Here is a 22,506-nt window from a genome sequence, read left to right as displayed (position 1 = left end):
CTAGAATCGCCCACCGATGGTCTGGAGATCGTCACGAAATCGATTAACAGCCGTAGCGCAGCCTAGAGCAGTGTCGCGAACGAAGCGAAGACGCCGTGCGCTTCGTGCTCGCCATTGATCCGTAATTTCGCGCCTCAGCTTCATCGTGCCAACCAGCCGCCATCGACCGGTATTGCCGCACCATGCATGTAACGCGATGCCGGCGCCAGCAGGAAGACCGCAGCATCGCCGATATCATCGGGCGTGCCCCACCGGTCGGCAGGGATGCGCTCGAGGATGGCAGCGCTGCGATCCTCGTCTGCCCGCAGCGCCTCGGTGTTGTTGGAGACGATGTAGCCGGGCGCGATAGCGTTAACGTTGATACCCTGACTTGCCCACTCGTTGGCAAGGATGCGGGTGATACCCAGCACCCCATGCTTTGACGCCGTATAGGAAGCGACGCGAATGCCTCCCTGGAAGGACAAAAGCGAGGCGATGTTGACGATCCGCCCTGCCCGCTTTTCGGCAAGAAGTCTGCGGCCATAGGCTTGGCAAAGAAGAAAGGTCGCCTTGAGGTTAAGGTCGATCACCTCATCCCAGTCCGCTTCCGAGAGCTTCACTGACGCGGCCCGCCGAATGATCCCGGCATTGTTGACAAGTCCGTCCAGGGCACCGCAATTCTCCCAGACGCGGTCGATCAACTGCCTTACCGCTTCGCCACCGGCGAGATCACATGCGAAGGGCACGATCCTGCCGTCCGCGGCTCTGACCTTCTCCACCGTTTCCGCCATCGACGAGCGCCCGACCGCGATCACCTCACCTCCGGCCCTGCCGATCGAAACCGCTATGCCTTGGCCGATGCCGGTGTTTGCGCCGGTAACCAGCACGCGCTTCCCTTCGAGGCTGAAGGCGGAAAGATCACTCATCGCAATGTCTCCATCGGTACCGGATCGACATCGGTGTAATCGACATTGTCCCCCGCCATCGCCCAGACGAAGGCGTAGTTGGAGGTGCCGCAGCCGGAGTGAATGGACCAGGCGGGCGACAGCACGGCCTCTTCGTTGGCTATGACGATATGGCGTGTCTCGGATGGCTCGCCGAGGAAATGAAAAACCCGTGCCGGCTCCGGGAGGTCGAAATAGAGATACACCTCCATGCGCCGGTCATGGACATGCGCAGGCATGGTGTTCCACACCGACCCCTTCTTGAGTTCCGTCATGCCGACGACCAGCTGGCAGGTCTCGATCCCATTGGTGAACTGGAAGATCGAGCGTTCGTTGGACGTCTCCAGACCACCGAGATCCAGGCGTTTCGCCCCGGCAATCGTCAAAAGCGCCGTCGGAAAGGCCCGGTGCGCCGGTGCCGACAACAGGTAGAACTTTGCCGGAACTGCCCGATTGTCCGATACGAACGTCACCTCCTCGCCCAAACCGACATAGATCATATCGCGCGCACCGAGCGGATGGCTCTTGCCGGAGACAACGACACGCCCCGGTCCGCCGATGTTGACGGCAATCAACTCGCGGCGCTCGAGGAACGTCTTCGTACCCATCGGCTTGATGGCTTCGAGCACCAGTTCGGTCTCAACCGGCATCGCCCCACCGATCACCATGCGGTCGTAATGCGTGTAGATGAGGTTGACACGATCGCCTTCGAAGAGGTCAGCGATATGGAAATTGTGGCGCAGTTCGTCCGTTCCCATGGCGGCGGCTGCGAGCGGGTCAATGGCATGGCGGGACGAGAAATCAGGGATTGTCATATCAGGTCTTTCGGTCGTTGCGGGAGGATCGATGACGGTTAGAGCGGCACGCCGCGCATCAGCGTTACAGCAGTCCCCTGTTCCGACAGGAGCAGTCGCAGCGCCTCGACGTCGGGCGCTACAGGCAAACGGGCAAGCTTCCTCTTGCCATCGTTTGGCTCGACCTGCGCGAGAACCGCCACGGCGAGAATGCTGATGCCGGCAGGAATATTGCCGAGCAGTTGAGGGACCATGGACTTCGCGGAAATCAGATTGGTATTCGGAGCAGCGATGTGGCACCGCCCGATGCGGGGGACGCTGGACCCGATGTCAATGATGGCCGACAGGTCCGCCGCCGTGGTGACGACGGCCCGACCAGCATCCTTATCTGCTACTTCGCCGACGTCGCGTCCGATAGCAAAGCCACCTTCGATGGTGGCGAGCCGCCGTGGCGTGTCGATGCGGTGGAGCCGGACATGAAAATCGCCGTCCCAGTAGAGCCAGGTCTCGACCGAGACATCGGCAAAGGGCCGCCAGCGCGCGTAGAGAACATCGCCGGCAATCATCGCCGCTTCGTTGCTTTCGCGCACGCGGAAATGCACGCCGTCGTCGCTGAAGCCGATCATGGATTCGAGCACGGAATTGTCGAACCGCCAGGGATCGTTCTCGATGCTGAAGCCGTAGCGCGCCGAATAGGCGAACTTCGCATATTTCTCCGGTCCGAAGCGGACGAACGTATTTCCGGGGCCTGTCTGTTGGCCGCAGGATAGCGCAATGGCGTCGCCAGGCGGATTGGCGATCAGGAAGCCGACGTGACGCTGCGCACAGATCGTCGGCCTCGGCGGGCAAAATTTCTCGTCGCTCGCCCAGAACGGATGCTCCTCAGGCAACATGAGCGGAAGGAAGGCCTTCAGCGCCCAATAGGGCGATTGCGCGGAATTATACGGCTCCGACATGATCAGGTTTGGATAGGCGTAGCCGACGGGCATCACACCGTCGCGCGCGGCGAAGGGCTGCTTCGCCCACCAGCGCAGATGTCTTAGGAAGTAGCCCTTCTGCTCGCCGAAAGGAATCACCTCTTCGCCCGCGAGCGCCATGGCACCGAAGAGACCGCAGATGGCAAAGCGATAGGTCATAGAGCGGCCGAAGCAGAGCGCCGGTCCGCCATCAGCAAACCATCTCGCCATGTCTCGGGCGATCAATCGGGCCCGCTCACGATATGTGTTCGTCCAGTCGGCACCATCCAGCGCCGCCAGGATCAAGCCGTAGAAGTGGAAAGCGAAGGGAATGTAGTGATCGGCGCGGCGCGTATCGCCATCGTGATACCAGCCGTCGCCAAGGTAAAAGCCATCGAGCTCCTGCCGGTACTGTTCGTCGAGCCGAGGATCATAGTCGACGCCAACATGGCTCAACCCCATGCCGACAAGCAGCCGGAAGAACTTCCAGTTGTTGTCGCTGTATTCGCAGGCATGGCCTTTTAACAAATAGCAGGCGACGTTGCGCTGTTCGGCCTGCGTCAACGGCGTCCAGAGCTTGTCCGGCACGAGCTTCAGGGCGAAACCGATCGCTGCCAGCTCCACCAGGCGCTGACTGCGGTCGAAGCAGTCGCCCCAATACTCCGGGTGTGCCGGATCGCAGCCATTGGCGAGACCGCGCGCGATCGGCGTCCAATCGATCCACGTGGCGCCGCCGACCTGTGCTGGCGCCAGGCCCCAGAGCAGTCGCGAATAGCCCTCCATGTCGGCGGATTCCTGGTCGAAATGCGCGGCATGAGCGTCCAGTCGAATGCGCGCGCCGCCGGGAGACCGGTACTTCTCGACCGGCTCCACCAGCGCCCTGAGTGCAATCTCGACATCGGCGCGGCTTTCAAGGGGATTCCCGACCCAGGGTTTGAACAGGGTTTCGGCGAAGATTGTGTCTGTCATGTGAGGCTTCCGATCGGACAATTCTGCGCGGGAACGGTGGCCCTCCCGCGCAGCGCGGTAAGCTGGAGCAGATACTCAGGCCTTGAGGATACGGTCGGCCGCCGAAATGAGCTCGCTCCCCGCGTCCGCCGGCGTCAGTTGACCAAAGGCAACTTTGTCGGCGAGCGGCCGGAAGACGCGCTCGTCAAGTTCACCGGCGCCGAGCGGCACGGCCGGCGGGTAGGCGCCGACGCGGTCGCCGATGCTGTTGACATAATCAACGGTCTTTTTCGCCGTCGCGTCAATTGAGGGGATGACTGCGGCTTGCACGTCAGTATTTACGGGCACGCCGCGCTCGACCTGAAGTATCTTTCCGGCCTCAAGGTCGTTGACGAAGAAGTCGATGAACTGAGCCGCGAGCTCCGGGTTCTTCGCCGTGCTTGCGATCGACCAATGCAGGCCCGGGCGATAGAAAAGACCGGAAGGCCCACCGGCACTGCTGACCGGCAGCGATGTGATGTCGAGGGTGCTCTTCGAGATCTTCTGGAAGGCCGGCAGTTGATTGGAGAAGGCAATGGCGATCACCGCGTTGCCCGTCGTCATGGGGTTGGTATCGACCAGGACTTTGTCCAGCGCTTGTATCTCGGCCGACACGCAGCCGCCGTTCTTGGTGAGGCTTTCCCAATAGCCAAACCAGTCGGCCGCATCGCTGGCCTCGTATCCAAGCTTTCCGGCTTCGGTATAAAGCTTCTTGCCGCGTTGATGCAGAAACGCCTCGAAAGCGAAGATGTAGCGCGACGCGTTTCCAACCGCCCACACGTTCTTGCGGCTAATCGCCTTGGTGAGATCGATGCAGAGCTTGGCAAAATCGTCCCAGGTGGTCTTGGCCGACGGTGAGGCAAGCCCGGCCTTCGCCACGGCATCCGCGTCGTAGATCATGGCGAAGGCGTTCAACGACAGCGGCATGCCGGTGACCTTGCCGTCGACCGTTCCGAGATCGAGCACCCCTGGCACCAGCTTCTCCGTGCGGATCACCTTGCCGAGATAGTCGTTGAGCGGCAGGTTGGTGGCCCGGCGGCTGTAATCGGCAAAGCGGCTGGGCTCGAGCTGGAAGATGTCCGGCGCATTCCCGCCGGCGATCATCGTCGTGAGCTTCGCCCAGTAATCGCTTCCACCCACCTCGCCAACGATCTTTGCCCCGGAATGCGCCGCTTCGAAAAGTTTGGCGACGCCGAGCGTGCGCTCGGCCCGACTGGGTGTCCCCCACCAGTAGAGGCGCATGGATTCTTCTGCAAAGGCGCGGAACGCAGGCACTGTCGCGAACGTGGCACCGGCGCCAAATAGCGCGGCGTTACGCAAGAAGTGGCGTCTATTGATCATGTTTTCCTCCTCCATGATTTGTTTTGAGATCCCTTTTTTGAGATCATTGGCCGATGCGATCGCCGGCCTCGTCGAACAGATGGCAGTTTTCCGCGGCAATCCTCACCTCCAGTGTGGAGCCGGCGCTGATCGCGCGTTGGCCATCTACCGCGACCGTCAGCGACTGCCCGTCGACGAGCCGGCCATAGACGATGGTCTGGCCGCCGAGATGCTCGACGTGGACGACGGTGAACGCGCCGAGTTCGAGCCCGCCGGCTCCGTTGATGCCGATATGTTCAGGCCGCAGGCCCAGGCTGACCTTCGCACCAGCCGCGATGCTGTCCTCGATCGGTAGCCACGCTTTTCTGCCGGCAACATCGATCGACACTCCGCCGTCGCGAACGCCGCCCGCGACGACATCGAGGAAATTCATCTTGGGCGAGCCGATGAAACCGGCGACGAACCGGTTGGCGGGGCGGTTGTAGATCTCCAGTGGCGTTCCGTGTTGCTCTATGACGCCGGCGCGCAAAACGACGATGCGGTCGGCAAGCGTCATCGCCTCGACCTGGTCATGGGTGACATAGATCATCGTCGCCCCGATATCCTTGTGCAGTTTGGCAATCTCAACGCGCGTCTGAACCCGGAGCTCGGCGTCGAGGTTGGAGAGCGGCTCGTCGAACAGGAAGATCTTGGGATCGCGCACAATCGCTCTGCCTATGGCGACGCGCTGCCGCTGGCCGCCGGAAAGCTGCTTCGGCTTGCGGTCGAGCAAATGCGTGATCTGCAGGATGTCAGCCGCCTTGCGTACGCGTTTGTCGATCTCCGGCTTCGGCATCTTTGCCGTTTCAAGGCCGAAGGACATGTTCTTGTAGACGCTCATGTGCGGATAGAGGGCATAGGACTGGAAAACCATTGCGATGCCCCGCTCACTAGCCGCCCTCTCGTTCATACGCTCGCCGCCGATCGAGAGTTCACCGCCGCTGATCGGCTCCAGGCCAGCGATCATGCGCAGCAGGGTCGACTTGCCGCAGCCAGACGGGCCAACGAAAACCACGAACTCTCCGGAGCCGACCGCCAGGTCGACGCCGCGGATGATGTCGAGATTGCCAAAGCTCTTCTTGATCTTGCGCAAAGCCAGCGTCGTCATCGTTTCCGTCCCTATCTCTCGGTTCCAGTTTGTCTCAGCGCTTCATGCCGGTTGTCGCGATGCCTTCGATCAGCAGTCGCTGGAACAGGATGAAGAGGATGAAGATTGGCAGCACCGTCAGCGTCGACATGGCGAAAAGCGCGCCCCAGTCGGACGTCCCTGTGGAGTCGACGAAGGTACGCAAACCGAGCTGCGCGGTGTATTTCTCGATGTCATTCAAGTAGATCAGAGGGGCGAAGAAGTCGTCCCAGGTCCAAATGAACGAGAAGACTGCTGCCGTCGCCAAGACGGGCGTGGAGAGCGGCAGGATCACCTTCAGGAATATGCGCAGCGGCCCGCAACCGTCCATGATTGCCGCCTCGTCCAGCTCGCGCGGGATGCCCCGGAAGAACTGCACCATCAGAAAGATGAAGAAGGCGTCAATCGCCAGGAATTTCGGCACCACCAGCGGCAGGATGGAGTTCACCCAACCAAGCTTGAGGAACATCACATATTGCGGGATCAGTACCGCATGCTGTGGCATCATCAAGGTGCCGAGCATCAGCGTGAACCAGAACCCGCGTCCCTTGAAACGCAGTCGCGTGAAGGCATAGGCCGCCATCGAGCAGGAAAAGAGGTTGCCGATGACGACCAACAGCGAAATCACCAGCGAATTGAAGAACATCCAACCAAAGCCGATGCTCAAACCGCTCCAGCCACGACGATAGGCATCGACCGTGAGTTCCGTCGGGATCAGCCCTGTCGAGGTGAAGATCTCGCTGTCCGGCTTGAACGAACTCGCGACCATCCAGAGCAGCGGATAGAGCATGAGGAGACTGACCGCCACGAGCAGCGCGTAAAGCAGGGCCCGTTTCCACGGTGACGCGGCAGGCGCGCCCCGGTCGGTGCGCGATGTGACGGTAGTCGTCGAAAGAGCGGCATCAGTCATCGTAGTGAACCCAGTATCTGGCCGTCAGGAAAGACATGGCGGTGAAGAAGGCGATGATGAGCACCAGGACCCAAGCCAGCGCCGAGGCATAGCCGAAACGGAAATTGGTGAAGGCCTCCTGGTAGAGATAAAGCGTGTAGAACAGCGTGGAGTCGATCGGGCCACCGGTCCCGTCGCTGATGACAAAGGCCGAGGTGAAAGCCTTGAAGGCATCGATCGTCAGGATCACCGCATTGAAGAAGATCACCGGCGTCAGCAGTGGCAAGGTGATCTTGAAGAACTGACGTGCCTTGCTGGCGCCATCGATGCTTGCCGCTTCGTACATGTCCTGCGGGATCTGACGCAGACCGGCAAGAAAGATGATCATCGACGACCCGAACTGCCAAACGGCCAGGAGGACGAGGGTATAGAGCGACGTCGAAGGGTTCGAGATCCAGCTTGGCCCTTCGAAGCCGAACAGCGTGTTGAGCGCCTGATTGAGCAGACCGTCGCCCGCAAATACCTGTCGCCATAGCACCGCCACAGCGACACTGCCGCCCACCAGGGACGGCAGGTAAAAAATCGCACGAAAGAGCGACAGGCCTTCGAGGCCTCTGTTCAGCGCCACCGCAACGGCGAGCGCAAAGAGCAGCTTCAAGGGAACGGACAAGAGCACGAACGTGAAGGTCACGTTCATGGCGGTCCAGAAGCGCGGATCGTCGGTGGCGATGCGCACATAGTTTTCCGCGCCAACCCAATTTGCGGCACCAAGGCCGCTGTAGTCGGTCAAAGATAAATAGAACGAGGCAATCGCAGGGCCGAGGGTCAGCAGAAAAAAGCCGACAAGCCACGGCGCCAGAAAGCCGTAAGCGGCTAAACTGTCGCCGAACCTGAACCGGCCACCGGCAGCCAGCCTTTCAGTTGTCCGCAATGTGGACATGGGTATCCCCTCCAACGATGCCCGGCTCCTCCCGAGCATCCGACTCCTATCGTTTAGAAATTTTCTCGTCAACAGAAAGTTTCGTAGTTGACGAAAATATCGTTTTCGTGCGAAAACTTCACAAATCAACGTGAGGCTCATCATGCGCATCGAACGAAACAGCTACTTCAACGCGGTCGAAATGGTTGGCAATCGCCCCAGTCGCGAACGTCACCAGCAAGCCCTGGAACGCTGCGTTGCCAAATTGCGCCAGACCATGCCGGCCATCGGTCTGCGCAATCCAAAAATCGGCCTGCCGGATCAGACGTGGAGCTATTGTGGACCTTATGACTGGGTCGTGAGCTTCCACGCCGGCCAGCTCTGGCTGGCGCTAGAGCTCACCGGCGATTCCTGCTTCTTGAACGCCGCCCGTGCCCGACGCGCCGTGTTCCGCGACATCTTGCGCCATCGCGACGCCCAAGACCACGATCTCGGCTTCCAGTTTTCGCTGAGCTGCGTCGCGGAGTGGCTGCTGACTGGCGACCGGGAGGCCCGCGAGCTCGCTCTTGAGGCCGCGTCCCGGCTGCTTGAGCGCTACCGGCCGGACGCGCAATACATCCAGGCCTGGAATGCCCGCTCGATCCATGGCGGCATTCGCTCCGAATTCGCCAATGGACGCGTCATCGTCGATACAATGCAGAACCTCGCGCTGCTGCATTGGGCGCATCGCGAGACGGGTCGCGGCGATTTTGCCGAGGCCGCCAACGGCCACGCCACGACGACGCTGAAACACCTCGTTCGTGCTGACGATACGAGCTTCCACACGTTTCTGTTCGACCCGGCCAGCGGCAAGCCGCTGCGCGGAGAGACCCATCAGGGCTATGCGGACGATTCCTGCTGGTCGCGCGGCCAGGCCTGGCTGATCCATGGCTACGCGCAATGTGCTGCGACGACCGGCAACCCAGTCTTCCTCGACGCGGCCAGGCGCTTGGCGGCGAAGGCGGAAACGCTCATGGGTGATGACGACGTTCCTGTCTGGGACTATTCCGTCCCCAACGCCAAGACCGCGCCGCGCGACAGCTCGGCCGGCGCGATCATGGCCGCCGGGGTCTTCATTCTCGCAGGTCTCTGCGAACCGGAAGAGGCGTTACGCTGGCACGGCTTCGGCGATCGCCTGATCGGCGGCCTGCTCGACAGTTGCGACCTGACCGGCGATCCCAAAGCCGAAGGCTTGCTCGCCCATGGGGCTGCCCACGCCAGCGCCGGCTACTCCGACGCCATGCTGCCTTACGGCGACTACTATTTCATGGAGGCATTGATGCGCTCGCTTGGGCATACGCGCTTCTTCTGGTAGTGGACGGATCATGACCACGCAGCCGCGATCACTCTCGCCCACTTCGGCACAATAGGACGCTCGTCGATATGGATGACGAATCGAACGCCCCGACCCTCAAGGACATCGCCGACGCCGCCGGCGTTTCGGTCGCGTCCGTATCGAAGGTGCTCAACAATCGCGGCGGCGTCGGTGACGAAAGCCGGCGCAAGATTCTCGACCATGCGGAGCGGCTGGGCTACCAGGTCCGCGCCGCCCGCTCCCTCATCCGCGCCGGTGTCGAGAGCACCGTGCTGGTGATGCCGGCGCAGTTTTATGCGAGTTCCGCTTTCTATGAAGACGTCATCCAAGGCGTCCTTTCGGAGGCAGGCACAAATTCGCTGCGGATTGACGTCAGGCTCGTTTCCCTCGACGCAGAGATCGCAATTGGCGAGATTGCCGACATCCTGCGTGACCTCCGTCCGGGCGCCCTGATCATGCTCGGCATGGATCATCCGGTCATGATCGACAGGATCGTCGAAAGCGGTATCCCCGCCGTCATCATCAACGGCATGGACCGGACCATGCGGCTCTCTTGCGTGCTGCCCGACAACTGGTCTGCCGGCTGGCTCGCCGCACAAAGGCTGCTGGCGGCCGGCCACCGCGAGATCGTGCACGTGACGATCCCGCATCGGCTCTCGCTGCGCCGCCGCCTCGAAGGTTTCCGCGTCGCGCTGGAAGAAGCCGGCATCGGCTTCGACGAAAATAAGCACCTCTTCGATCTCGGCCGCCTTGGCCTGCAGGAGCCCGACACGACCCCGGCCATAAGGCAAGCCCTGCAGCAGGGACGCTTCGGCGACACGACGGCCTTCTTCTGCAGCACGGACCTGATCGCGATCAACGTCATGCAGGCGCTCGAGGCCAGCGGCCATTCTGTGCCGGAAGACTTCTCTATCATCGGTGTCGACGATATAGCAATTGCCCGACACAGCCGCCCCCCACTGACCACAATGCGAATTGACCGTTCCGAGCTTGGTCGGGCCGGCATCCAGCTCCTATTGGAGCGGATCAACGATTCCGAAATCAACGTGCGCCGGGTCAATCTGGGTGTACGCCTGGTGGAACGCGCCACACTCGCTGCGCCAAGGAACAGCCTTCACGCGAAAAGAGCGTGAGACGCAGCAGAGATCCGAAAGCGACAGCCTTGCTACCCTCCACTCCGAGGTCGCGAAAGGCAAGCGTCCCGGCCCCTGCCGCGGAAGCGGGCATGGCCAGTTCGGCGCGGCGTCACCGGTTAAAAAGCATGACCGGTTAGGTCACCGCATGTTCAGCATGGGTAGCCATCCTCGCCTTCAATCCGCAGATCGAGTTCGGCATTGCGCACGTCGTCGATCGAATAGCTTTCCTCGAATAGACGAATGAACGGGCCGAGCGCGCAAGAGGCATTGTTGTCCTTGGCCTTGCCAAGCAACAGCGCCGAGCGCCCTTCGACATCGCGCAAGTTCACATCGTGGCCGAGCGTCGGTTGAGTGCCTGGGCCAGCGGGAATGAAATCGAACGTTGGCTAGTAACGGGCATTTCGGGTCTCGCGAAAAAGCGCGGTGCGGAACATAAATTACGTCTGGAGGTTCTGCCCGGCATTCGAAATGGAGAACTGCGATGAGAGAGCCTCGAACCGGTAAGCCCGGGACAACGAGTCAGTCGCCACGGTGGGAAGGGCCCAGGGAAACGCGACCCCGCGGCTACCTGCCTCCGACCGATAATCCGGAAGAGGATCGGGATGCCGTTGGCGAGAACCTGAAGGACCCGCATCGCGGCAAAGCCTCGGATGCAGGCAAGACCAAGGGTGATTGAGGTTGCCCTATTGATGAACCGCGTTTGTCGACCTTGTTGAGTGAGAGCACCGATTTACGGAGAACTCGTAGTGGATCACTTTCTTTTTCGGATGGCTGATTTTCTATCCCGTCCTCCCGGCTTTTATTTCGTGATCCTGGCGATGGCCGGCAGCACCGCCCTGGTGCCCTTCGGCTTAACAAACGTCGTCACCTATGCTCTGTCGGTCGCAGCGATCGTGATCACCAGCGTTGTTTTGATCCAAGGCTATCGCGACACCGCAGCAATCCACGCCAAGCTCGACGAAATCATCATGTCGATGCATGCAACCCGGAACGAGGTGGTCGGCCTCGAACACGAGCACCCGGAGCACATCGCGGCAGCAGTCGAGCAGCGCGAAGCGGAAGCTGACGCACAAGCCGGAGCGACTCAGGCGACCACCATCTAGGGAATTTGCGTAGCGACACCTGTGCGGGAGACTGCGCAGGATTTGGTCAGATGGCACGGGCCGCCCCGCAGACAATGGCTCCCCGTGTGGCTGTGGCGAATTTTGAATCTGGGAGGGGATGGCAATTTGATGTCGTCGGCCGTCACCATGTCTCTTGCCGAAAAGACGAAAATAGCTCTCGATGAATCCCGGATGTTAATGCTGGGTGCCCAAATTCTGCTCGGCTTTCAGTTCCATGCACCATTCCAGGACGGGTTTTCGCGACTAAGTCCGCCTGAAAAGGCGACAGAGATCATTGTCCTTCACACGATTGTAATCGTCATCGCACTGCTGATCACGCCGAGCGCCCGCCATCGGATAGTGGAGCGAGGAGAAGACGCGCCGAGCTTCAACCGTTTTGTCACTCAAATTGCTATGATCACACTTGCGCCGCTTGCCCTTGCACTCAGCCTTGACCTTTATGTTGCCGGGAACCTCAGTCTTGGATCGCCTATCGGGGCGGTAATGGGTCTTATTGGAGGTCTCGCGGCTATTGGCCTCTGGTACGGGCCGTGCGTGCTTAGGAACTCGGAGGGAGGTCCAGCCGTGTCAACTTCGAACGAGAAAACGTCGCACGCCGCAAAGATCAACTACGTGTTGACCGAAGCGCGTGTCGTATTACCCGGCGTCCAAGCGTTGCTTGGCTTCCAACTTGTAATCGTTCTGACAACCAGCTTTGCCGATCTGTCTGCCGGCGCAAAAGCCATTCATGGCATGGCCCTGGGTTTCGTGGCCTTGGCGATCATGCTTTTGATAGCGCCGGCTGCCTATCATCGTATCGTTTATGAAGGCGCGGACGTTCCCGAGTTTTATCGCATAGCAGGGCGCTTTCTGTTGCTGGCGACCATTTTTCTGGCACTCGGTCTCAGCGCCGACATTCAGGTTGTTACGGCAAAGATTACTGGAAGCGAGGTATTCGCCAACATTACGGCAATCGCGACTGCGATGGTCCTGTTTGGACTGTGGCATATCTGGCCCTATTGGTTGCGCATTCGAGCACGCAAACCGTGAGGTGTCGAAATGAAGAGCGGGTACTCAAGGCAGCCACGTCGAGACGAAGTCCGAATGCATCACGTTTGACTTGAAGCTCAAGTCGGCATTGCCAGCAGGATCGATGCCGGCGCGTTCGTCCGGTTGACCAGCGCCCGCGCCTCACCTGGCGCCAGCCTGCAACTGTCGAGCAAGCCGAGCGTCACGCTCTCGGTTGGCGTTTCGATTGTCACCTCGCCCGCAACGACGATGTAAATCTTCTCGACTTCGGCCGCCTTGAGAGACGTCCGGCCAGCGGGAAGGAGATGCGACAGGCCGATCCAGATCGTATCGGTTTCCGTCGCCTCCTTGCCCTGCAGCCGGAGGCAGCGCATGTCGTAATGCTCCGCTGCCTCGTAAGCCTTGGCCGCGGCGTAACGCGTGACCTGCATCCGGCTCTCCTTACGGCTTCAGCAGCACGCGGTCGGCCGTGCCGCGCAGCACCGAGGCATAGGCCTTGGCCGCTTCCGCAAGGCCATAGACGGTCGCCGGGTTGATTGGGAACGGCTTCAGTTTGCCTTCTTCGAACATCGGCTTGAGCTTGTCGAAGATGCGTGCGCCCTCGACGGAGGAGAGAGCCAGCGTGTCGATGCCGATATATTTGTGGCGGCCGCGGAAGAAATTGAAGATATCGAAGGGCACGGCGCGATCGAAGGTGGAGATGAAGATCTGCCGCGCCTGCTTTGCCATGGCATTGTTGGCGATTTCGAAATAGGGGCTGCCGACCGTATTGAAGACAATGTCGGCGCCATGACCGCCGGTCTTTTCCTTGACGATCGCGGCAATGTCGTCCTTGGCGCTGTTCAGCATGTCCACCGGAGCGTTCGTGTGGGCGAGCAGCGGCTGCTCGTTATATTCGACGGCGAAGACCCGTGCGCCTGCAAGTGTGGCAAGCTGGATCGCCGCCTGGCCAACCTTGCCGTTGCCGCCACAGACGAGCACGACGTCTGTCGGCTGCACGCCGCCGGCCTCACGCAAACCCTCATAGGCCGTGATGAAAGGAACGCCAATCGACCCTGCCTCTTCCATCGTGAAGTTCGAAGGTTTGGCGCGCACAGCCTTCTGATCAAGAACCATCCACTTGGCGTGACTGCCATCCTGGGTAATGCCGAGCTCACCGCCGCCGCCCCAAATTTCCATACCGACCATCGAAGCCGGTCCCTCGCGCACGACGCCGCCGAAGTCGCGTCCCGGCGTGCGTGGCCAGATCGCATGCGGCATATGTCCGAGCGACGCCTTGACGTCGCTCGGATTGACGCCGGCTGCAACGACTTCGACAAGCACCTGGCCAGGGCCTGGCCGCGGAATGGTCACATCGACCAGATCAATCTTGAGATTGTCGAGATCAGGCGATTTCTCGCTGACCCTCAACGCTTTGGCGATTTTCGCGTCGACCTGGATATTCATGTCTCATCTCCCCTGAATTGGTTGTCAAAATCATGCCGGAAGGCCGAGCATCTCGCGCGCCTGTGAGGGCTCGGCGATCTTCCCGCCGAGTTTCTCGATCAGGTCGCGCGCACGCTCGACGAGTTCGTTGTTGCCTTTGGCGAGCACGCCCTTGGCGATGTAGGAATTGTCTTCGAGGCCCACCCGCACATGGCCGCCGAGCAGAAAGGATTGCACCGCCATCGGGAACGACATCCGGCCGACCCCAAACCCGGTCCAGACGGCATCGCCAGGCAGCATGCGCGCGGCGGTTGCCATGATATCGGTCGTCGACGGAAAGCCGTATTTGACGCCGGTGACGATCGTAAACATCGCGGGCGACTTCAGGATGCCCGCTTTCAAGAGGTCCTGCGCGAGCTGGATGTGACCCGTGTCGAACACTTCGAGCTCGGGCTTGGATCCCGCGTCGTTGATGATTTCCGCCATGATCTTCACGTTCTCAGGCGTGTTGATCACCACCTCCGAGCCGAAAGTCATCGTGTTCAAATCGAGCGTCGCAATGTCGGGCTTGAGTGCCACGATGTGCTCGACGCGCCGTTCCGGCCGCATCAGCGTGGTGCGCGGCCCGGCGACGGCGGGATTGTCCTCGCTCGGATGATACCTGCCGCCGGGACCGGTTGTGATATTGAGGATCAGGGCATTGTTCCTCGCCCGAATCCGCTCGACCACCTCCCGATAATATTTGAGCTCCATCGACGGCTTGCCGGTCTCTGGATCGCGGACGTGGATGTGGGCGATAGCGGCGCCCGCTTCTGCCGCTTCCAGGCAGGAATTGGCGATCTCCTCGGGCGTGACGGGTAGACCGGGGTGGTTTTCCCGCGTGGTGAGATTGCCTGTCACGGCACAGGTGATGATGACGTTTTGCCGCATCAGAGATGCCTCCCACCATCGACGACGATCCGGTCGCCGGTCGAGAACTTGAGATGTGTCGCGCAGGCGACGATCGCCTCGGCCACATCGACCGGCGAGGTGATGCGCTTCAGCGGCGTCGTCGCAGCAACTTTGTCGTTGAACTCCTTGCCGCGACCGGGGACGAACTGGGTGTCAACCGCGCCGGGCGACACCGAGAGCACGCGGATGGCTGGTGCCAGTGCGCGAGCGAGCGATTTCGTCATGATGTCGAGCCCGGCCTTGGCGCCGCAATAGGCGACATTGGAGCCGACGCCCGTAAAGGCGGCGATCGACGAGACGTTGACGACGAGCCCGTCGCCGCGCTCCTGCAGTGCGGGCGCGAATGCGCGGATGGTCGCGAAGACTCCGCGCCAGTTGTTGACGAAGATCTCGTCGATGAGGTCGTCCGTTAGCGCATCGAGGTCGCCATGCGGGATGGGCTTGGTGATGCCGGCGCTGTTGACGAGAATGTCGGCGCCGCCCATTTCGACGAGCACACGGTCGCGAAAGCCGTCAATGCTGCGGCTGTCTTCGATCGAGACGGCCTCCGTCATGTGGCCCTCCCCCGCCAGGCTCTCCTTCAGCGTCCGCGCCTGTTCGGCGGACGACCGGTATCCGATCGCCACCCGGGCGCCCGCTTCGGCGAGAAGCCGGCAGGCCTCGCGCCCGATGCCGCCGGAGCCGCCGGTGACAACGGCCACCTTGCCGGCGAGCGGCAGTCGATGTTCATGTGCTGCCATCATGACTTGGTCCCCGAGATCGGCGGGACGGGATAGGTCGACTCGCCCTGCGTCAGGCGGAACTGGTATTCGCAGGTGTAGAAAGGCGAGGGCGTATCCGGGTGATCAGGATGCGGCTCGCGATGCTCGACGAAATCGCCGACGATCTGCTGCTTGGCGCCGAACACGACGTCATCTGCGAGCGCCTCCGGCGTATCGGAAAAGATCTGCGTGATCAGGGTCTTGTATCCGGGCGCCGAGACGATGAAGTGGATGTGGGCCGGACGCATCGGACGCCGCCGCTGGGCATGCAGCAGTTCCCCCACCGGTCCGTCCGTCGGGACCGGATAGCCGGCGGGTTTTACCGAGACGAAATGGAACGAGCCGTCCGCGTCCGTATGAAAGACGCCGCGCAGGTTGAAGTCCTCCTGGTCCGGATCCTGGTTCTCGTAGAGACCAACGGGAGAGGCCTGCCAGACATCGAGCTTGGCGCCGGCAATCGGCATGCCGTCGACCCCGGTCACCTTGCCCTGGAAGAAGAGCTTCGGCCCGGCCGTGTCGGAGCGCGCGATGCAATCGCCGCAGGCGCAAGCGGGAGCCTTGCCGCGGTAGAACGGGCCGAGCAGCGCGGACATGGTTTCGCCCTGCATGCCGTCATTGTTGATGAGGTCGATCAAGGTCGATGCGCCGAGAACATCGGCGGCGAGCACGACCTCATTGTTGGTCTCATTGGTGTGGTGACCGAGGGCGGCGATCCATTGCAGCGCCTTTTCGAATTCCGCCTCGGTCGGAAGGGTCTCGATGATGAACGCATGAAGGTGACGCGTCGCGGACTCCATCAGCGTGCGCAGGCGCGCGTCCGGTGTAGCCGCCATCGCCGTGACGACCGTCGGCGTCACATCCTCGAGCGTCGATATCAGTTTCGGTTCGACTTTTACGTGTTGCATGACATGTCTCCTGGCTGTCGCAACCGGCCTCAGGCCGCCGTCGTCTTCAGGGATTGCAGGTGCGGGTATTTCTCAGTCAGCAGCGACCCGTGGTAGTAGGTCGCGGCGAAGGCGTCGGTCTCGCGGATGAGGTCCAGCCAGCGGCCGACCGCGGGCGTTGCGGCCCACAAGTGGCCGAGGTCGATGTCGTCCATGCGCACGATGACCGGCATGATGGCGATGTCGGCGAGCGATAGTGTGCGGCCGAGGACAAAGGGGCCACCGCTCTCGTCGATCCAGCGCGCGAACCGGTCGACGCCGCGCTGCAGGCGGCCGAGCGCTTCGTCCATCTCGGCCTTGGGGAAGCCGGTGCGGCCCATCTTCAGGAGGAACTCGCGGCGCAGCGGCTTGCTTTCGCAGACGGCCAGAAATTCCTCCTCGGTCATCGCCTGATAGTGTGGCAGGAAGGCGAGATTGTAGGAAGGTACGCGCACGGCCGGTGTCGGCACCTCGTCGATGTAGCGCATCTTGGCCCGCATTTCGGCAACCTTGAGCGGGTCGGACGGGCGAAGCGGCGCCACCTCGGGATGGATGTCCTCGAGGTATTCCATGATGACGGAGGAATCGAGCACTGAGGTCCCGTTGTGGACGAGCGCCGGCACCAATCCGTTGGGATTGATCGCCAGATAGGCAGGCTTCAACTGGTCGCCCCGGAAGAGGTCGAGCTTGTGCTCGACGAAGGGAACCCTCTTCGTGTGCAGCGTGTAGCGAACGCGCTGGCTACAGGTCGATTGCGGTGCGTTATAAAGTTCGTACTCGGACATGCCTTCCTCCTCCTGCGTCCTGCAGGTCAGTCGTGTTGCAGTTCGATGTGTCGGGACTGGCGCTTCAGTCCCAGTTGAGCACGCGGGGCAGCTTGCCACGTCGGGCGAGCGTCCCAACCAGACCGAGCGGGAAGAACATCAGCCCGAGCGCCATCACCACGCCGGTGCCAAGGATGTTGAGTTCCGAAGCCCCCATCATGGCGACGAAGAGCTCGTTGAGCGCAACGATCAGCACGGCGCCAATCACTGGACCGGCAACGGTGCCCTTGCCGCCGAGGATCGACATCAACACGAGGTTCACCGCGATCGGCATGATCAGGAAGATATTGGGGCGGAGATAGGTGATGTACTCGCCCCAGACGGCGCCAGCCATGCCGACGAAGAAGGCCGAGAGCGCGAAGGCCATGACCTTGTAGAAGCGCGTATCGATGCCTGCGCTTTCCGCCTTGATCTCGTCCTTGGAAATCGCCCTGAGGCCGAGGCCGAACTTGGAGTGCTTGATGCGATAGCTCGCCCAGACGCTGAAGGCGGCGATCGCCAGCATGGCGTAGTAGTAGGGAACCTTTGCCCAGAGCACCGGAAGACTGGTGACGGGCAGCGTCACGCCATTGGCACCGCCGACGAATTCCCAGTTGTCGAACAGGATGCGGGCGATCATCAACAACGCGATCGAGGAGATGATGAAGCTCGGACCGCGAACCTTGAGCGTGATCATGCCGATCAGATAGCCGATCACGGCGGCGACGAGGCCGGCAATCGGCGCGGTGATGATCGTCGAGACGCCGAAGCGGGCCAGGATCATGCCGGAGAAATATCCGCCGATCGCGAAGAATACGGCGTGGCCGAGCGAGATGTAGCCGGTAAAGCCACCGAGGATGTTCCAGCCCGAGGCCATCGCCACGTAGCTCGCGGTGAAAAGCACCATGTGCAGCACGTAGTTGTAATTGCCGGTAAGCTGCAGCAGCGGCAACGCGACAAGAATCGCCATCAAGGCGAGCGGGAACCAAGTCGTCCGCGCCTGGTCGGCCTTGCGAGCGAGCTTCTCGTTGTGCAGGCGGCGTGCTTCGAGGACGCCGCTGGTGGTGGATTGCTGAAGCGTGACGGTCATCATGCCATCTCCGGTTTTTCGCCGAACAGCCCCTGGGGCCGGACGAGCAGGATGAGGAAAAGGGCGACGAAGAAGGTCAGCGTCGACCAGGTCGCGCCAACCCAGGCGCCGACGAAGGCGGCAATGACCGACAGGAACAGGGCGGCTACGACCGTGCCGAGAATACTGCCCATGCCGCCGAGCACGACGACGGACATCAGCATCGCAATCCACTCTCCATGTTTCGCCGGGAAGAAGCTGAAGACGAAACTGACCAGCGAGCCCGCTGCACCGGCAAGGCCGATGCCGATTGCGAAGGCAAGCACGCTGATGAAGTTGACGTTGACACCGAGAAGCTCTGCCGCCTCCCGGTTTTGCGTCGTTGCCCGAATCGCATAGCCGAGGCGCGAATATTTGAGGAACAGCGTCAGTCCGGCGATGATCCCCAGGGAGACGATACCGGCGTAAAGCTGGCCCTTCGGAATGAAAAGGTCACCGATGAAGAAGGCATCGGTCGCATAGTCAGGCGAGACGATGCGCTGCGTGTTGGTGAAGAGCCCACCGAGCGCGCCTTCGACGACCATTGCGAGCGCAAAAGTCAGAAGCACAGTCATCTCGGAATATCTGGCGCTTTTCGTCTGCCTCTCGAGCATCAGGCGATAGAGCAGCACGCCGATTGCCGCCATGATGACGGAGGCGACGGGCAGCATGACGATCGGATCGACGCCAAGGAGCTTGAAGGCCCAATAGGTGATGTAGGCACCGGCGATGATGAGAGACGGGTGCGCGAGATTGACGATGCGCATCACGCCGAACACCAGCGACAGACCGGAGCCCATCAGCGCGATGACGCCGCCTAGAGCCAGACCCAGGATCAGAATTTGAAGTGTTTCTGCCATCATAGCTCCTTCAGGCGGCTTTTTTGCCGCCGAGATAGAGTTCTTGGATGCGCGGATCGGACAGGATCATCTCTGCCGGGCCCTCGAAAAGCGTGCGGCCGAGATCGAGCACCACGCCCCAATCGGAATTCTTGAGCCCCATCAAGGCGTTCTGCTCGACGAGCAGCACCGTGACACCCTCCGCCGACATCATCTTCATGATGTCGAACATCTCCTGAATGACCTTCGGAGCGAGTCCGAGTGACGGCTCGTCGAGCATGACGATGGCCGGCTTGATGATCAGCGTGCGGGCCATCGCAAGCGTCTGCTGCTGGCCGCCGGACATGGTGCCGGCGTGCTGGTCGGCGCGCTCGCGCAGGATCGGGAACCGCTCCAGGATGCCGTCGATCCGCCGCTCGAGTTCCCGCTGGTCGTTGAGGATGAAGCCGCCCATGCGCAGGTTTTCGCGCACGGTCATTTTCGGGAAAAGCGCCCGCTCCTGCGGCACGAAGCAGATGCCCTCGCGCAGGATCTGGTCCGGGCGCATGCCGTTCAGGCGCTTGCCCCTGAACACGACGTCGCCCTTGCGGATGGTGAGCATGCCGCAGATGGCTTTCATCAGCGTCGACTTGCCGGCGCCGTTCGGGCCGATGATGCAATGGACCTTGCCGGGTTCGACGGTGAGATGCGCGCCGTCGAGGATCGCCGGACCATCGCCGTAGCCGGCGGTGATGTTGGTGACCTGAAGAAGCTCGCTCATCACGCCGCCTCCGCTTCCAGGACGCCACCAAGATAGGCTTCGAGCACCTGCGGATCCCGGCGGACGACATCCGGCGTGCCGGAACAGATGACGCGCCCCTGCGCCATCACCACGACCTTGTGCGAAAGACGCATGATCAGATCCATATTGTGCTCGACGATGAGCACGGTCAGGCCCTTCTCGTTCAAGGCACGGATGTGGCCGATAATCTCTTCGAGCAGCGACGGGTTGACGCCGCCTGCCGGTTCGTCGAGCAGGATGATCTTGGGATCGGACATCAGCAGAGCCGCGAGATCCATCAGCTTCTTCTGGCCGTAGGAGAGATTGTGGCCGTCCTCGTAGGCGATGCGGGTGATGCCCAGGAACTCCAGGATCGACATCGCCTTGTCCTTTTCCTCCGCGCTCATGGCGGGACGGAACAGCCGGACCAGCCATCGACCCGCGATTGCACGATGACGTTCTCGATAACCGACATGTCCGCGAGATTGCGCGAGATCTGGAAGGTCCGGCTCAAGCCGCGCGCCGTCACCTTATGTGGCCTCAGATGATCGATCCGATCGCCGTCGAGCCGGATCTCGCCCGATGTCGGCGTGACCGTGCGGCTGATGCAGTTGAACGCCGTGGTTTTTCCGGCGCCGTTCGGGCCGATCAATGCGGTGATCGATCCCTTCTCGACGGTAAAGCTCGCACCGTCGACGGCCCTGATGCCGCCATAGTGCTTGCAGAGATTCCTGACTTCGAGCATGCGCTCGACCTCCCGTTCCTTCAGTTCACAGGAATGTCGCGAGGCGGACAGTTGCCGCCTCGCGTCGGCTTCACCGGTCAGAAGCCGGCCTTGGGGTAGCTGAAGGGGACGACGCCTTCGAACTCACCCTTCGGATAGACGAACTTGAGGTTGCCACCCTGCCACTGGGTCATGATGTGGGATTTGTTCTGGGCGAGGCCGCGCTCATCCCAATTGAAGCGGCCGAGCACGGTTTGCACGGGTGCATCCTGCGTGCGCGCGTGCAGCCATTCCGCCATCTTGGCATTGTCGGTGGAACCGGCGCCAGTGATTGCCTGCTCGATACCCTGGCAGACAGCGAACGGGATGGCGCTGTCCTCGTCCGGCTCGACGCCGTAGGCCGCGGTGAAAGCCTTGACGAAATCGCCATTGCTGAACGGCTTGCCGGCGAGCGTGCTCTCGAAGGGCACGTCCTTGTGCCAGGTGGTATGGATCATGACGCCGTCGGCCGCGTCCTTGCCGACGCCTTCGATGAATTCGTTCTGCGCGCCCTGGCTCAGGTAAACGAGTTTCGGCGTGGCACCAACGGTCTTCAGCGCGCGGGTCAACTGCACGGCTTCCTCCGCCGAGGCCGTGAGGCCGACGACCATTTCAGCGCCGGAGCGCTTGATCGAGTTGGCGAGGTTCAGCCAGTCGTTGAAGCCTTCCTCCGGCCACTTCTCCTGCATCACGACCTTGATGCCAGCATTGGCGAGGTAACCCGGAGCGAGATCGGCGATCTCTTTGTCGGTCGCCGGATCCTTGACCTTTTCGCCGAGCAGGCCGGCGGCAATCGCATTGGCAAAGAAGTCGTCCGCGGACACGATTGCAGCACTCTTGGGCCCCTCGCCTGCCGGGATCAGGTCGTGGATGACAGCAGTCACGTCCTTTCCGGTATATTCGGCCGCACTCACCTGGAAATAGAAGAGGTTGCGGTAGCCCTGCTCGTAGATGCGCAATGCGCCGCCGGAGGGAACCGCGTGTACCATGTTGTACTTCGACAGAATCGCGGCGACGGGGAACGTCAGGCGGCTCGAAGAACGTGCCGTAGACGGCGTCGACCTTGTCGACATTGATGAAGCGTTCGTATTGATTGATGGCGGTCGCCGGATCGGAACGATTGTCGCTGACGATCAGGTCGACCTGCCGGCCGAGAATGCCGCCGGCTTCATTGATCAGCTTGGTGCAGAGCTCGTAGCCCCGCTTGTGCTTTTCGCCGCTGACGGACAGGCCGCCTGTGATCGGCAGCGACGCGCCGATGCGGATGTTCTCCGCATGCGCAGCGGTTGCTGCGAACACCATTGCGGTCGTTGCTGCCAGAATTCTTGCCAGAGTCATCGATGCTCCTCCCATCAAATCGGCTACCGGTTTCATTGCGCCTTTACATCGTGCAATCGATTGCACACATCGGCGCAAAACAAGTCGGTCAACGCGTGACGCGCACCCTGACGATCTCCTCCATCGCGATTAGGGCACCCGCCCGGCACAGCCGCGGTATCGACCGCGCCCATGCAATCGATTGCGCAACGTATCTAACACGGCTAATATGTCGCGTCAAGATGATTGTGCAATCGATTGCTTCGACGCTCGAACGCGGT

Annotated in this window: 24 protein-coding genes and 2 pseudogenes; 5 read left to right on the top strand and 21 right to left on the bottom strand. The window is 61.4% G+C overall.

What is annotated here, in order from left to right:
- Positions 1-140: 140 nt before the first annotated feature.
- The 7 genes from kduD to AC1Z3V_RS08075 form a co-directional block, all read right to left on the bottom strand.
- Positions 141-905 carry a 2-dehydro-3-deoxy-D-gluconate 5-dehydrogenase KduD gene (kduD, locus tag AC1Z3V_RS08105; RefSeq protein WP_483498241.1) on the bottom strand — a complete coding sequence of 255 codons (765 nt, stop codon included), beginning with the start codon at positions 903-905 and terminating at the stop codon, positions 141-143.
- Complete coding sequence (kduI, locus tag AC1Z3V_RS08100) at positions 902-1,738, bottom strand: 5-dehydro-4-deoxy-D-glucuronate isomerase (RefSeq protein ID WP_483498240.1); 837 nt, start codon at positions 1,736-1,738, stop codon at positions 902-904. The genes kduD and kduI overlap by 4 nt, the downstream gene beginning before the upstream one ends.
- Before the next feature lie 38 nt (positions 1,739-1,776).
- On the bottom strand, positions 1,777-3,642 hold the full coding sequence (locus tag AC1Z3V_RS08095) for a DUF2264 domain-containing protein (protein WP_483498239.1): 1,866 nt from the start codon (positions 3,640-3,642) through the stop codon (positions 1,777-1,779).
- 75 nt (positions 3,643-3,717) lie between these two features.
- The gene (locus AC1Z3V_RS08090) at positions 3,718-5,001 is read right to left on the bottom strand and encodes an ABC transporter substrate-binding protein (RefSeq protein WP_483498238.1); all 1,284 of its coding nucleotides are present in this window, start codon (positions 4,999-5,001) and stop codon (positions 3,718-3,720) included.
- 43 nt (positions 5,002-5,044) lie between these two features.
- On the bottom strand, positions 5,045-6,127 hold the full coding sequence (locus tag AC1Z3V_RS08085) for an ABC transporter ATP-binding protein (RefSeq protein WP_483498237.1): 1,083 nt from the start codon (positions 6,125-6,127) through the stop codon (positions 5,045-5,047).
- Positions 6,128-6,161: 34 nt separating this feature from the next.
- Positions 6,162-7,055: a carbohydrate ABC transporter permease gene (locus AC1Z3V_RS08080; protein WP_483498236.1), complete on the bottom strand. Its 894-nt coding sequence runs from the start codon at positions 7,053-7,055 to the stop codon at positions 6,162-6,164.
- Positions 7,048-7,974 (bottom strand): carbohydrate ABC transporter permease, encoded by a 927-nt coding sequence (locus AC1Z3V_RS08075; protein WP_483499597.1) that lies wholly within the window; start codon positions 7,972-7,974, stop codon positions 7,048-7,050. Before AC1Z3V_RS08075 ends, AC1Z3V_RS08080 begins: the two co-directional genes overlap by 8 nt.
- Positions 7,975-8,116: 142 nt before the next feature.
- On the opposite strand from AC1Z3V_RS08075, the gene AC1Z3V_RS08070 reads away from it, so the two are divergent.
- Together AC1Z3V_RS08070 and AC1Z3V_RS08065 are read left to right on the top strand one after the other, a co-directional pair.
- A complete protein-coding gene (locus tag AC1Z3V_RS08070; RefSeq protein ID WP_483498235.1) occupies positions 8,117-9,307 on the top strand; it encodes a hypothetical protein in 1,191 nt (396 codons plus the stop codon).
- Positions 9,308-9,375: 68 nt separating this feature from the next.
- Positions 9,376-10,440: a LacI family DNA-binding transcriptional regulator gene (locus tag AC1Z3V_RS08065; RefSeq protein WP_483498234.1), complete on the top strand. Its 1,065-nt coding sequence runs from the start codon at positions 9,376-9,378 to the stop codon at positions 10,438-10,440.
- Between the two features lie 161 nt (positions 10,441-10,601).
- On the opposite strand, the pseudogene AC1Z3V_RS08060 reads toward AC1Z3V_RS08065, so the two are convergent.
- Positions 10,602-10,787: pseudogene (locus AC1Z3V_RS08060) on the bottom strand (fumarylacetoacetate hydrolase family protein); the annotation flags it as partial.
- Between the two features lie 137 nt (positions 10,788-10,924).
- Between AC1Z3V_RS08060 and AC1Z3V_RS08055 the strand changes: the two are divergent.
- The 3 genes from AC1Z3V_RS08055 to AC1Z3V_RS08045 all read left to right on the top strand — a co-directional run bounded on the left by AC1Z3V_RS08055 (position 10,925) and on the right by AC1Z3V_RS08045 (position 12,596).
- On the top strand, positions 10,925-11,119 hold the full coding sequence (locus tag AC1Z3V_RS08055) for a hypothetical protein (protein ID WP_483498233.1): 195 nt from the start codon (positions 10,925-10,927) through the stop codon (positions 11,117-11,119).
- 70 nt (positions 11,120-11,189) lie between these two features.
- Entirely contained in the window at positions 11,190-11,546 is a 357-nt protein-coding gene (locus AC1Z3V_RS08050; RefSeq protein WP_483498232.1) for a low affinity iron permease family protein, read from the top strand.
- 129 nt (positions 11,547-11,675) lie between these two features.
- On the top strand, positions 11,676-12,596 hold the full coding sequence (locus AC1Z3V_RS08045; protein ID WP_483498231.1) for a DUF6328 family protein: 921 nt from the start codon (positions 11,676-11,678) through the stop codon (positions 12,594-12,596).
- Between the two features lie 77 nt (positions 12,597-12,673).
- On the opposite strand, the gene AC1Z3V_RS08040 is transcribed toward AC1Z3V_RS08045, so the two are convergent.
- The 13 genes and pseudogenes from AC1Z3V_RS08040 to AC1Z3V_RS07980 form a co-directional block, all read right to left on the bottom strand.
- Positions 12,674-13,006 carry a cupin domain-containing protein gene (locus AC1Z3V_RS08040; protein ID WP_429809409.1) on the bottom strand — a complete coding sequence of 111 codons (333 nt, stop codon included), beginning with the start codon at positions 13,004-13,006 and terminating at the stop codon, positions 12,674-12,676.
- A 10-nt stretch (positions 13,007-13,016) separates the two neighbouring features.
- A complete protein-coding gene (locus tag AC1Z3V_RS08035; RefSeq protein ID WP_483498230.1) occupies positions 13,017-14,021 on the bottom strand; it encodes a quinone oxidoreductase family protein in 1,005 nt (334 codons plus the stop codon).
- Positions 14,022-14,051: 30 nt separating this feature from the next.
- Positions 14,052-14,930 (bottom strand): beta-keto acid cleavage family enzyme, encoded by an 879-nt coding sequence (locus tag AC1Z3V_RS08030; protein WP_483498229.1) that lies wholly within the window; start codon positions 14,928-14,930, stop codon positions 14,052-14,054.
- Complete coding sequence (locus tag AC1Z3V_RS08025) at positions 14,930-15,694, bottom strand: SDR family NAD(P)-dependent oxidoreductase (RefSeq protein ID WP_483498228.1); 765 nt, start codon at positions 15,692-15,694, stop codon at positions 14,930-14,932. The genes AC1Z3V_RS08030 and AC1Z3V_RS08025 overlap by 1 nt, the downstream gene beginning before the upstream one ends.
- The gene (locus AC1Z3V_RS08020; protein ID WP_483498227.1) at positions 15,691-16,617 is read right to left on the bottom strand and encodes a dioxygenase family protein; all 927 of its coding nucleotides are present in this window, start codon (positions 16,615-16,617) and stop codon (positions 15,691-15,693) included. The genes AC1Z3V_RS08025 and AC1Z3V_RS08020 overlap by 4 nt, the downstream gene beginning before the upstream one ends.
- Positions 16,618-16,646: 29 nt before the next feature.
- Positions 16,647-17,420, bottom strand: a complete 774-nt coding sequence (locus tag AC1Z3V_RS08015; RefSeq protein WP_483498226.1) for a glutathione S-transferase family protein — start codon at positions 17,418-17,420, stop codon at positions 16,647-16,649.
- 64 nt (positions 17,421-17,484) lie between these two features.
- Positions 17,485-18,528, bottom strand: a complete 1,044-nt coding sequence (locus AC1Z3V_RS08010) for a branched-chain amino acid ABC transporter permease (RefSeq protein ID WP_483498225.1) — start codon at positions 18,526-18,528, stop codon at positions 17,485-17,487.
- A complete protein-coding gene (locus AC1Z3V_RS08005; protein ID WP_483498224.1) occupies positions 18,528-19,406 on the bottom strand; it encodes a branched-chain amino acid ABC transporter permease in 879 nt (292 codons plus the stop codon). Before AC1Z3V_RS08005 ends, AC1Z3V_RS08010 begins: the two co-directional genes overlap by 1 nt.
- Positions 19,407-19,416: 10 nt before the next feature.
- The gene (locus tag AC1Z3V_RS08000; RefSeq protein WP_429809387.1) at positions 19,417-20,145 is read right to left on the bottom strand and encodes an ABC transporter ATP-binding protein; all 729 of its coding nucleotides are present in this window, start codon (positions 20,143-20,145) and stop codon (positions 19,417-19,419) included.
- Positions 20,145-20,591, bottom strand: coding sequence for an ABC transporter ATP-binding protein C-terminal domain-containing protein (locus tag AC1Z3V_RS07995; protein WP_483499596.1), 447 nt, complete (start codon positions 20,589-20,591; stop codon positions 20,145-20,147). The genes AC1Z3V_RS08000 and AC1Z3V_RS07995 overlap by 1 nt, the downstream gene beginning before the upstream one ends.
- Positions 20,549-20,890, bottom strand: a complete 342-nt coding sequence (locus tag AC1Z3V_RS07990) for an ATP-binding cassette domain-containing protein (protein WP_483498223.1) — start codon at positions 20,888-20,890, stop codon at positions 20,549-20,551. The genes AC1Z3V_RS07995 and AC1Z3V_RS07990 overlap by 43 nt, the downstream gene beginning before the upstream one ends.
- 77 nt (positions 20,891-20,967) lie before the next feature.
- Positions 20,968-21,897, bottom strand: coding sequence for an ABC transporter substrate-binding protein (locus tag AC1Z3V_RS07985; protein WP_483498222.1), 930 nt, complete (start codon positions 21,895-21,897; stop codon positions 20,968-20,970).
- Between the two features lie 109 nt (positions 21,898-22,006).
- Positions 22,007-22,210, bottom strand: a pseudogene (locus tag AC1Z3V_RS07980) (ABC transporter substrate-binding protein); the annotation flags it as partial.
- Positions 22,211-22,506 lie beyond the last annotated feature (296 nt).

This window comes from Ensifer sp. 38_S197, assembly GCF_056924495.1.
The sequence above is the reverse complement of the archived record's forward strand: the minus strand, read 5'-3'. Positions and strand labels throughout refer to the sequence as shown.